This window comes from Methanobrevibacter sp. (genome assembly GCF_045539575.1).
Classification (GTDB): Archaea; Methanobacteriota; Methanobacteria; order Methanobacteriales; family Methanobacteriaceae; genus Methanocatella.
In genome coordinates this window covers 1-10,411 of the sequence record NZ_JAZQFM010000047.1, presented here as the reverse complement: position 1 = coordinate 10,411, position 10,411 = coordinate 1, and the positions used below count along the sequence as shown (strand labels likewise).

General features: G+C 35.6%; 12 protein-coding genes and 1 rRNA gene. 12 read left to right on the top strand and 1 reads right to left on the bottom strand.

The genetic code is table 11. The features are described 5' to 3' along the window. Positions 1-72: 72 nt before the first annotated feature. From rrf to ACKI30_RS05895, 12 genes are all read left to right on the top strand, one after another. Positions 73-190: ribosomal RNA gene (gene rrf, locus ACKI30_RS05950) — 5S ribosomal RNA — on the top strand. Positions 191-399: 209 nt separating this feature from the next. Then, on the top strand, positions 400-1,311 hold the full coding sequence (locus ACKI30_RS05945; protein WP_407410738.1) for a transcription initiation factor IIB: 912 nt from the start codon (positions 400-402) through the stop codon (positions 1,309-1,311). A gap of 619 nt (positions 1,312-1,930) precedes the next feature. Further along, positions 1,931-3,055 (top strand): tyrosine-type recombinase/integrase, encoded by a 1,125-nt coding sequence (locus ACKI30_RS05940; protein ID WP_407410736.1) that lies wholly within the window; start codon positions 1,931-1,933, stop codon positions 3,053-3,055. A 675-nt stretch (positions 3,056-3,730) separates the two neighbouring features. After that, on the top strand, positions 3,731-3,889 hold the full coding sequence (locus ACKI30_RS05935; protein ID WP_295588920.1) for a hypothetical protein: 159 nt from the start codon (positions 3,731-3,733) through the stop codon (positions 3,887-3,889). 202 nt (positions 3,890-4,091) lie between these two features. Further along, positions 4,092-4,370: a hypothetical protein gene (locus ACKI30_RS05930; RefSeq protein ID WP_407410734.1), complete on the top strand. Its 279-nt coding sequence runs from the start codon at positions 4,092-4,094 to the stop codon at positions 4,368-4,370. A gap of 1 nt (position 4,371) precedes the next feature. Beyond that, a complete protein-coding gene (locus ACKI30_RS05925) occupies positions 4,372-4,596 on the top strand; it encodes a hypothetical protein (RefSeq protein WP_295588922.1) in 225 nt (74 codons plus the stop codon). After that, a complete protein-coding gene (locus ACKI30_RS05920; protein ID WP_295588924.1) occupies positions 4,589-4,723 on the top strand; it encodes a hypothetical protein in 135 nt (44 codons plus the stop codon). Before ACKI30_RS05925 ends, ACKI30_RS05920 begins: the two co-directional genes overlap by 8 nt. A gap of 34 nt (positions 4,724-4,757) precedes the next feature. Further along, on the top strand, positions 4,758-5,312 hold the full coding sequence (locus ACKI30_RS05915; protein ID WP_407410732.1) for a hypothetical protein: 555 nt from the start codon (positions 4,758-4,760) through the stop codon (positions 5,310-5,312). Between the two features lie 24 nt (positions 5,313-5,336). Then, a complete protein-coding gene (locus ACKI30_RS05910; protein WP_407410730.1) occupies positions 5,337-5,840 on the top strand; it encodes a hypothetical protein in 504 nt (167 codons plus the stop codon). Positions 5,841-5,852: 12 nt separating this feature from the next. Then, a complete protein-coding gene (locus ACKI30_RS05905; RefSeq protein ID WP_407410728.1) occupies positions 5,853-7,547 on the top strand; it encodes a hypothetical protein in 1,695 nt (564 codons plus the stop codon). 361 nt (positions 7,548-7,908) lie between these two features. Next, positions 7,909-8,223 carry a hypothetical protein gene (locus tag ACKI30_RS05900; RefSeq protein WP_296879001.1) on the top strand — a complete coding sequence of 105 codons (315 nt, stop codon included), beginning with the start codon at positions 7,909-7,911 and terminating at the stop codon, positions 8,221-8,223. Positions 8,224-8,304: 81 nt separating this feature from the next. Then, a complete protein-coding gene (locus ACKI30_RS05895; protein WP_407410725.1) occupies positions 8,305-9,606 on the top strand; it encodes a hypothetical protein in 1,302 nt (433 codons plus the stop codon). Between the two features lie 160 nt (positions 9,607-9,766). Here ACKI30_RS05895 and ACKI30_RS05890 read toward each other — a convergent pair whose 3' ends face one another. After that, complete coding sequence (locus tag ACKI30_RS05890; RefSeq protein ID WP_407410723.1) at positions 9,767-10,375, bottom strand: DUF3800 domain-containing protein; 609 nt, start codon at positions 10,373-10,375, stop codon at positions 9,767-9,769. Positions 10,376-10,411 lie beyond the last annotated feature (36 nt).

The window sequence follows — 10,411 nt, the reverse complement described above, 5'->3', positions numbered from 1 at the left end:
TTCATTTCGCTGCAAGCCTTTTATATATACAAATCTTTCACTTTAATCACTATCATTTTCATAAATAATGAGTATTGCGGCCATAGCATGAGGGTTATACCTGGTCTCGTTTCGATCCCAGTAGTGAAGTCTTTTTGCGTTTTGTTTGTGTACTATGGTTTTCTATGGGAATTTCATTTCGCTGCAAGCTCATTATATTATAATATCACTGAACCTTGAATTTATACAACCATCGAACTGAAATTTACCTGTAAAAACTAATTAGACTATTTTTTATCCTTTATTAATTAGTTTTAGTTGTTGAACAACATTTTGGATTTATTCCATTTATCCCTAAAGGAGGATGATACTATATCAACCGAAACCACCACATTTAATAGACAATTTAGTCAAAGTGATATTTTCCGCGATGATCAAGTCGAGGCTTGCCCTGTTTGCGGTTCCACTCAAAGAGAAGTTGACAGTTCCAGGGCAGAAGTTTCATGTGCTCGTTGCGGGCTTGTTTTTGAAGAAAGCTTGATTGACAACGGTCCTGAATGGAGGGCTTTTAATCATGAACAGAGAAACCGACGTACCCGTACTGGTGCTCCGTTATCCTTTGCAATATCGGATAAGGGTTTAAGCACTATGATGGATTTCAGAAACAAGGATATCAATGGTCGAAATATCCCTGAAAGGAACAGGGCTCAATTGTATCGTTTGAGGAAATGGAATAAGAGGATTAGGGTTGCCAATGCCAGTGAAAGGAACTTGGCATATGCATTAAGCGAACTTGACCGTAATTCTTCAAGGTTAAGCATTCCCCGTTCAGTTCGTGAGGACGCAGCATTTATCTATAGGGATGCTGCCAGAAATAAGCTGATTCGTGGCAGAAGCATTGAAAGCATGGTTGCCGCTTCCCTTTATATGGCTTGCAGGCGCAATGGCATTCCTCGCAGCCTTGATGAGGTGGCTGAATCATTCAAGATTTCTAAAAAGCAGATCGGTAGGAATCAGCGCTTTTTATCAAGGGAATTGAAAATAAAATTGAATCCAACTTCCCCTATTGACTTTATCCCTAGGTTTGCAAGCAGATTAGGTGTTTCCACCAGGGTTGAGGTCAAGGCGATTGAAATCATCAACAAGTCCATTGAGCAGGGCTTGAACAATGGCAAGGGACCGACCGGTTTGGCGGCCGCTGCATTGTATATTGCATCCTACTTGTTGAATGAAAGGAAAACCCAAAAGGACATTGCAGAAGTTGTCGGTGTCACTGAGGTCACTATTAGAAACAGATATAAGGAATTGTCCGAGGAACTTGGTAATGTGTAGTTATATTTATATATTAAAATCTATAGAACTTAATTAGTTTTATATATTTTAATTTATTTATTGTTTTATTGTATTTGTTTAAATTTGTATTTATTTGACTTTGTATTGTTATGTAGTGTATAATTTGTATTTTATTATTCAGTTTCAATTTTTAATATTATATTTTGTATTTTTAAATTTTATCTACACATTACCTTTGTTTGAATTGCTCTAGACAATTGAATGTTTCACATTCATTTAAAACACTGGGGGCTTATGGAGCAATTGTACATAATATAATACACCACAGGGGCACTGAAACACGGCATCGAGAGTCACTCTTGATGGGATTATTTTTTTTATTTTTTGAAAATAGTTAAATATGATTTTTTACATATTATATTATTGTCGTATCATTTTTTGACCAATGCCTACGGTCCTTCTATGAGAGAAGTTGATACTGTTGATGATTAGGAGAAACCCAGCATTGGATAGGCTGCCCGTTTCGAGGGTTGCTCGAGGAGCGAAGGGTATTCTAGCAATGATTCAAGAGAGTTAGTATACGGGCAACACTCATCAAAATATTTATTACTTTTCAAATGCTCTTGGAAAAAAGAGATTTTATATAGGAGTAATAAATATGGATATGCACGAAAAAGATGAGCAACTTTTAAGAAGCTTTTGTGATGAGAGATGTCTTAAAGATGTAACATATGAAAGCTACGCCACCGCCATTGGTTTGTATTCAAGATACCATAAAAAACCATTCTACCAGTTGTTAGAAGAAGCTGAAAAGGAAGAGCGAGAAGAAGTCAAATGGAAACATTCAAAATTGAGAGCAAGACTTCTGGCATTCAGAAACCATCTGATGAAAAAAGGTCATCTCGCCACAACAGTTAAAAATTATGTCAGTAGGGTTATGACCGTATATGAAGAAGGTTTTGATATTGAAATCGGTAAGATGCCAAAGTTAAATCAGAAAAATATCAAAAAGCCTATGCCTATTTCTTATAATGATTTGCCCGACAAGGAATTGCTTAGGCATATCTTGAAGATGGTCAATCCGTTGATGAAAGCAATTATTCTGTTTATGACAAGCAGCGGATGTGCGAAAAGGGAAACTTTAAACATCACTATCCAGGATTTCATTGATGCTACCTATGAGTATCATCACAAGGACAATATAGATGATGTTATTGAAGCGTTGCACGGCCGTGATGATGTGGTTCCATCCTGGAGGTTAAGAAGACAGAAAACCAACAAGTACTATACCACTTTTTCAAGTCCTGAGTCCACAGCAGAAATAATTCACTATCTTGTGATAGATGAGAGGGAACTTACAAATTCAACTCCTCTTTTTAATATCAGTTCCACTCACATGAACAATACTTTCGGCAAAATCAACAACAAGCTGAACCTTGGAAAGGCAGGTTCCTACAACCGCTTCCGTTCCCACATGCTGAGGAAGTTTCATGCAAGCCAGCTTTATAATGACGGTTTGAGCATGGATGAAATCGATGAGCTTCAGGGCAGAGGAAAGGATCAGACCAGAACTTCCTATTTCATGGAAGACCCTTTGCGTTTAAGGGAAAAATATATTGAGCATATGGGTGCAGTCACAATCAATCTTGATGTTGAGAGGTTATCCATCAAATCTCCGGAGTTTCAGGCAATGGAGAGTGAAAATCAAAAATTGAATGCTGAACTGGATGGTCTTAAGAGTGAAGTTGATTATATCAAAAGAGCTTTGAGAAATAAGACTTAAAAGTTCTTTTCCATTTTTTTATTTTTTTTAACTACAATTTTTCAACATGATGGTTTCATCATGAGTTTGATTTATACATTTTACTATTTCTTATCATATTTTTTTGTCAAATTGTTTATAGAATTTTGGAAAAATACATGCCTTATCTTCAAGTATAACATTGTAATAATTAAACAATTTTGATATTTTATCAAATAGAAATGTTTAAATAGCCAAAATTACAGACTAGTATTAGCCATTACTAACTGGGAGCAATTTTACGAAGTGGGGGCAATTTTCCACTCTCGTACAACTTTTTTTTAGTAAGGCTTTAAAACCAGTTTAAGGAGGTAAAATATCAAAAAAAAAACAGTGAAAAAAGATCATGAAAAAATAGGTATAATACAAGTGGGCAAGTAGAAAAATAAAAATAATTATGCATGCGACGAAACAAGCTAAAAATTAATACTTTTCAAAACTTAACCCAATATCTAGTTTATTTTAAGGAATATATAAAGATTTTCAAATTAAATAAAGCAAAACTTATTTTATTCTAAATATTGCGATTGAGAATTGAATATTGATTTTACCAACATACTATTTTTATTTTCAAAGACTTCTGGCCACTTGTGTGTTTTAGATTGTAGACCATATAGTCCCATCCAAGATGATGGGCAAAAAGGGAGATACAAAAACATGTGTGAAGTAATAAAACCCCGGCCTAACGAAATAATAATTTTCAATAATTTCAGGGCACTTGAAGAAGCCATTGACGAAATTTCACAAACAGAAAACATCAGAAATGAAAGGGAATTCTTCGAGTCATACAGAATCAAGATAATGAAACTTGATTAAACACGTTAAGACGAACTAAAAATTTAAGATAAAATCGGGAGTCTAAAAATAATGTTGGAACAAGAAGTAAATGGAGAAACCCATGTTTTAGTCCCAAAAGACATCTGGGCTAGAATATGGTTGGTCTTTGATAGAATTGAAAACTTGGGTGAATTCAAATGAATGGTTATTCACCTATTGCATTAATTGAGGTTGATTAATTATGACAACCTCAATTAATCAATTTGAAGACAATTTCTGCGGCATTTTAACTCACAGTGGTGAGGTCAAAATTGCCAAAGGTGATGTCGAACAGGAAATCCTCTATATCGATGACGACGGTATCGTATTGGTGGACGGTGGAAAAAAGGCATACCAAACAGCAATACACTCCAAGCTATTGCCGTTAATCCAATATGCAACAGCTGGGGATACAGGATTCATTAAGTTCATAAGAGGAGAAGCCTACATTGTAGGATTCAGGAAAAACAGGAGTGACTGACATGGAAAAGGCAATTCTTGAAATGCAAAAGGATTTGGATGAAGGACATTTCATTGCATTTGTATCTGCAAATGAAAATCCGTATTGTGCGGTAATGAAATCAGATGAATTGAATTTTCCGGACAGTAAAACAGTTGTTATTCACAAAAACGATGGCAGAACTACAATAATTAACTTGAATTTTATTATTGAGGTCTGCATCAGGAGAGTTGGTCAGTATGCCTAAACCAGCTAGATTATATCCAAAAGAAGAACCGATGGATCCCAATCCAAAAATGATTTTTATTGGAAGCATGTTATTTGCCGTGGCTATCGGCTGGATTGGAATAGCAACAAGTACAGGAGGATTATAAATTAATCCTCCCAAATTTTTCAAGGTGATAAAAAATGGTAAAAGCAGAACTGATAGAAAATCCACAAGAGACTGAAATAGTCACTGCTGTTGATAATGTCCCGGACGTTGATGTAGCTATTGAACAGTGGGATGCTTATCAAAAACTCTGTAAAGGATTACTCAATGACAGTGACTATCAGGAAATCATAGTCAAGGAAAAAGACGAAGACGGAAACTACGTTAAAGTGAAAAGACACTTCAAGAAAAAATCAGCATGGCAAAAGCTATCTCGTGCATTCAATGTTGATACTGAAATCATTGACCGTGATTTGGAGAGAACCAAAATGGGCAGAATCAGAGAAGCATACTACTGCGTGCGTGCAACATTGCCTAATGGTCGTAGCGTAGAATCTGATGCATTATGCTCAAGGTCTGAAAAAGGTAAAGACAAAGTGTCTGACCACACAATAATGTCAACTGCAAAGACACGTGCAACCAATCGTGCAATAGCTGAACTGATTGGAGCAGGTGAAGTGTCAGCAGAAGAGATGACCGCAGAAAAGATTGTATCACAATCAAAATTTCTAAAAGAGGATAACTCCTCTTAAATAATTTTTTAGGAGACAAATAAAATGAGTTTTGAAAATACCAAACAAACAATATTTACAGGTACAGAATTGGACTTTGAAGAAATCGTGGAAATCCCAGAAGGATATGAAAAAGCAGAACTAAGAGACTTTGAAGATGGAACTTTAATAACCGGAAGGCCTGAAATGTCTTCAGTAACATCCTATACTTTCGATGATGACGGTGAGGAAAAAACCATTAACCGTTTTAAATTATTCATTTTCAAAGATGATGAAAAAATATACGTTGAAATAAACGTTAACCTCAAAAACGATGGTGACCTTCACAAAAACATCAGAAAAGGAAGTGTGCTCTTTGACTTCATAACCTCTATTTTAGAATTGGAAAATACAGGAAGTGTTGGCAGATCCAATATCTTAAGAAACGTCAACCTCGCTGAATACAGGGAATTCGTAAACAACTTAGGTGAAATGACAATACAGGTCAAAGAAAAGTCCGGAAGCTATATCTATTACAGTTTCATCGTACGTGACGTTCAGGTAAAATAAGTGGGTGTATGAATGAGTAATGTAGCTGAATTACCTACAAAGGATACAATAACTCTCATTATCAACAGGGACAATGTTGATAAGGTCACATATGTATTTAAAAACAGGTATGGTAATAAAATCGGAGAATATCTAAATAAATCTCCCGCTACATTATCTTCCCAAAGCAATGTCGCAAGACAGTTCAAGCAGATTATAAATCCTAACGGCGAGTTGAAACCGAGACAGGTCAACAACCAGTTTTCAGAACTGAAGCAATTGCTGCAGCTCCACTATGAAAATGAGCTGTCTGTTATCGAGCAGGAAATAGCTGACAGGAAACAGGCCGAGCAGGAAAAGGATTCCAATAAATTAAAGGAAGCTATCACCAAATTGCAATCTCTAAGCTGTCCTTTAGTTTATATTGGAAGTCTTGTTGAATGGTTTACTGCAGGTGAGCGCAACAACATAATGTATGCATTTACCGTATATGCAGGACAAGTTATCCTCAAAAATCCTGTTTCTGTAATATGTCTTGGTGAGGCAAGTAGCGGCAAATCACATATTCAGGAAACCGCTTTAAAGCTTATTCCCAAAAGGTTTGTTGTCAATGAAAAAAAGATTACCGAGGCTGCACTCTTCAACCGTGCCAAAAAGGACAGGTATTTCTATGACGGGATGATTGTCAACTATGGCGATATGGGAGGAAGCAATGACCATGAATTCATGGAGGAGTCCAAAAACCTCATGAAGGAACTTCAGTCTGACGGCTTTCTAAACAAGCCATTAAACATTCCGGACGGCGAAGGCGGATGGGATGTAAAAGACCTGGAACTTGAAGGCAAGCCATGCCTGACATATACTACCGTACCTAATCATTATTTTGATGATCAGGAAATGAGCAGAAGCATTTTCATCACACCTAGAATGGACAATCAGAAAATCTTCAACAGAAGAAAAAGTGCACTGGAATTCAAGCACGGCAAAAGCTACAGGATTTTAAAGCAATACGAAAAGGAAGCTGAACTGGTGCCATACATGCTATTGCATCTAAAGGAGGTATTTGAAAATACTGTAGTGATTAATCCGTATGTTCATTTTGTCATAGACTTTTTAAAGAATTCTTCTTTTTACAAAAGGGATTTTGACAAGTTCAATGGGTTACTTAAAACAATAACTGCCCTGAACTATTATAATCATAAAGTCTATGATGTTGACGGAAAAAAGATGGTGCTCACAAATATTGCTGATGTGCAATTGTTCATGAGTCTTTTAAGACCATACAAGGAAAGCATATCTGCAAACCTTGCACCAAAAGCTGTTGAAGTTCTAAACGATATCAGAAACAATATTGATGATTGGAAGATAAGCAAGGACAGGGAAGTGCTGAACATGGGAATTACAACCAATGATTACTTCACACTTCAAAGCCTAGGATTGAGCAAGGCATCAGCAAGGAAATATATGTATGAACTGGCTGACAAGGGATTTCTACAGATTACTGACAGGTCAGGAAGATCCAATGTATATGACCTTGCAAAAAGTGAAGTTGAATCCATCAGCTATGATTTAAAGCACATGGACGATTCAGTATATGATGATATCTGCTATGAGATTGGGCAGTGGGTTGTAGACATTATGAAGGAAGATAAATTTGTTGAGGGGTTAAGTATAATGAACTTTGATTCAGATATAAGAAAGCCAATATGGATTGGCAAAAAACCATAAAAACTGAAAAACCATGAAAACCAAAAAACTAAAAAAACCATGTAAACTTATAAAAACTTTTGTAAAAGTTTTTTTAAAAAATTGTTTATAATTGTTTTTAGATAAATTGGAGGATTTTGCTTTGGTTTTGGGGAGTTGGTTTTTGCAAAAAACTGAAGTTCCGGAAATGTGTGGGGGCATGTTTAACAAGTGGCCCCGCATACTCCGGCAAAATTTGGTTTTTTAAAAAATCATTTTCGTGAAACTTCTTATGGATTGTTATTATTTGATTTAACGGATTTTAAGGAGTTTTTAAAAAAACCATCAAAAAAGTTTACAAGAGTTTTCATGGTTTTCATGGTTTTTATAAAAATTGATTGTTATGAAATCTATTAAGCAGCAGATAATCGAAGCCAAAAAAGAAAAACGAGAAAGAGAGGAAGAGTTGTGGTTTGTGGATTACTGTAACAACTGCAAAACTGGATTGGCTTCAGAACATGATATTCCCTGCCATCATCCATGGTACTGTTGGCATGAAGGCGAATCAGCCATTGTACAATCAGGGATTGTCCGGATAGATGAGTTTAGAAGGCTGCATGGATACGTCACATCACAGATGTATTGGGAGTATAAGGAGTTGAGAAAAAGGCAGCGCCAATTGATATGGCAGGGTAGAAGAAAATTATTGAGAGATTAAAACAAATAAATTTATTACTAATTTTATATAAAAAATATAATAAACAATATAATAAAAAATTATAATTGGAAATGATATGTCATGGGAATTACTGATTATATTAGAACCAGATTATTGAATAATCGTGTGGAGCAGTACAACACCAAGCGTAGCTATTGGGGTGAAAGTGAAAGACAGCCTAGAGTCGATGGAATCAACACAGGTCTTGATCTTGTCGATGCACTTCCGCCAGTGATAAATAAAACAATAGCCAATGCACGTTATGCTGTTAAGCTTGACGGTTATACTTCAGGAATTTTGAAAAACAGAATTGATAAGGCCAATGTCAATATTGTTCTTGTGGATAAGGAAAACAGGCTTTCTCAAGAGCAGAAACTAACGTTAATCCTTTGGGCCAGAAAAATCGACATCAGACAAGTGGCTAAGGAAATCTTGCAGGGCGGAATGGTTGACGGTGAAGGACTAATCAAACCTGTGCAGCGCTGGGATAAAAGCATCGGCAAATATATTAAACCTATCTTTTTAGAAATTGGTGCTCACGGCTACGGATTAAAAAAGGAATTCAATGACGATAATGAAGTCCAGCTGTACCTTCATGAGATGCCGAAAGATATCGTTAACGGGTCTCCCGAAGACTTTAACAACTATGTAAGTGTTGAGGAAGGAACATTAACGGTCAGGTATGAAGCTGGTGAGGTTATTAACTTCATGTACAATGAAATCTACGGCGAAGCTCAAAGCATCATCTTAAATTGCCTTGATGACATTTACCATAAATGCAATCTGGAGAGAAACCAGGTTGAAAGAATCAACAAGGACAACATCATTGAAGTAAAGCCGTCTCTTGACGCTAACGGCCAGCCTATAATAACCGAACTGTCATCAACCGCTAAAGAGAATCTTTATGCAGATTATGGAACAACTGCCGATTCGAATGTAGCTATTGTGCCTCCTGGAATTGAAAGTAAAATCTTAGGTGGTAACAACTACCAGTCCGACTATACAAGACAGACTGAAATCTTCAGGAATAATATCTTAAGGACTTTCGTTACTCCACAATCACAGGCAGGTAACGAACGGTCTAACCAGAACGTTGCCGAATACATTAACGATTCTGCCATTACAGGATTTATCGTTAATGTTGCCAATGACCAGAAATGGGTGTTAAAATATTGCAATCAGCTATTGAATATGCAGCTGGAACTTATGGGTATTGACGAAACATTGAATATATATTTCAGCTATTCAAGAGATGATGTGCTCCGATACATTATGGAACTCTCCTCTGAAGGTGATGAAATCTATAAGAACTACTTGTCTAACTTTGAAGAGGAACAGCCTGTCGGTGAGAGAATTTCATCTGAAAGCGGTGTTGAAGTATAATGTTTTTTGCAAAATATTTATATGCAATATCATACATAATTATAAATTGAATTTTATAGGAGGTAAAAACTTCATTTGAGGTTCAGCCTGTATATCCTTGTCTCGACGAGGGGCGAATTAGGTGGTATACGGGTTCTTCTATCATTCATATAAATCAATTCTAATTTTCATATACAAACTTAATTACTTTATTTTTTATTAGATCAATGAATTCATGATTTTCATTTTCAAAATTCTGGAATGCAGACCATGAAATCAAATCCGCCATCTGCAAACCTTTATAGTGCATTGAATCCGCATGCTCGATTACAATAGGTTGCTTTTGAATATTATTTAAACTGTTTAAAAAGAGTTCATTGAAATTGTCAATTTCTTTCTGTTTGTTTTTTGACTTGTCAATGAATATGAAAGTGGGTTTATCTATATTAATTAATTCAGCTAGCTTTGAAGCTAAAATGTCATATAATTCTTTGTTGTCATATTCATAACCTATTTTATATCTGTTTGATTTGTCAAAGACGATTATGAAAATTTCATAATCAATGTTTTTCAACTTTTTGAGGATTTTGATTTTTAATTCATAAGGTAAGTTTCCGCCTTTGATTTCAGCAGAACTCAACATTTTCTTTTTAAATGACCTTCGGATTTTTTTAATTGACTTGTCCAGCTTCTTTGAATCCTCAACTTTGATGGCAGCCATAATAAAATACTTTGAACTGCCTTGTTTAGTTCCCAAATCTCCGCTTTCATCAATATAAATATAAGACATGCTTAAAACCCGATTATAATTATTTAACAACGCATT

Bases quoted from the DNA above. Each gene is read 5' to 3' on its own strand.
- ACKI30_RS05925 (WP_295588922.1), top strand. From the start codon at position 4,372: ATGGAAAAGGCAATTCTTGAAATGCAAAAGGATTTGGATGAAGGACAT.
- ACKI30_RS05915 (WP_407410732.1), top strand. From the start codon at position 4,758: ATGGTAAAAGCAGAACTGATAGAAAATCCACAAGAGACTGAAATAGTC.
- ACKI30_RS05890 (WP_407410723.1), bottom strand. From the start codon at position 10,375: ATGTCTTATATTTATATTGATGAAAGCGGAGATTTGGGAACTAAACAA.
- ACKI30_RS05920 (WP_295588924.1), top strand. From the start codon at position 4,589: ATGCCTAAACCAGCTAGATTATATCCAAAAGAAGAACCGATGGATCCC.
- ACKI30_RS05935 (WP_295588920.1), top strand. From the start codon at position 3,731: ATGTGTGAAGTAATAAAACCCCGGCCTAACGAAATAATAATTTTCAAT.
- ACKI30_RS05930 (WP_407410734.1), top strand. From the start codon at position 4,092: ATGACAACCTCAATTAATCAATTTGAAGACAATTTCTGCGGCATTTTA.
- ACKI30_RS05905 (WP_407410728.1), top strand. From the start codon at position 5,853: ATGAGTAATGTAGCTGAATTACCTACAAAGGATACAATAACTCTCATT.
- ACKI30_RS05910 (WP_407410730.1), top strand. From the start codon at position 5,337: ATGAGTTTTGAAAATACCAAACAAACAATATTTACAGGTACAGAATTG.
- ACKI30_RS05895 (WP_407410725.1), top strand. From the start codon at position 8,305: ATGGGAATTACTGATTATATTAGAACCAGATTATTGAATAATCGTGTG.
- ACKI30_RS05940 (WP_407410736.1), top strand. From the start codon at position 1,931: ATGGATATGCACGAAAAAGATGAGCAACTTTTAAGAAGCTTTTGTGAT.
- ACKI30_RS05900 (WP_296879001.1), top strand. From the start codon at position 7,909: ATGAAATCTATTAAGCAGCAGATAATCGAAGCCAAAAAAGAAAAACGA.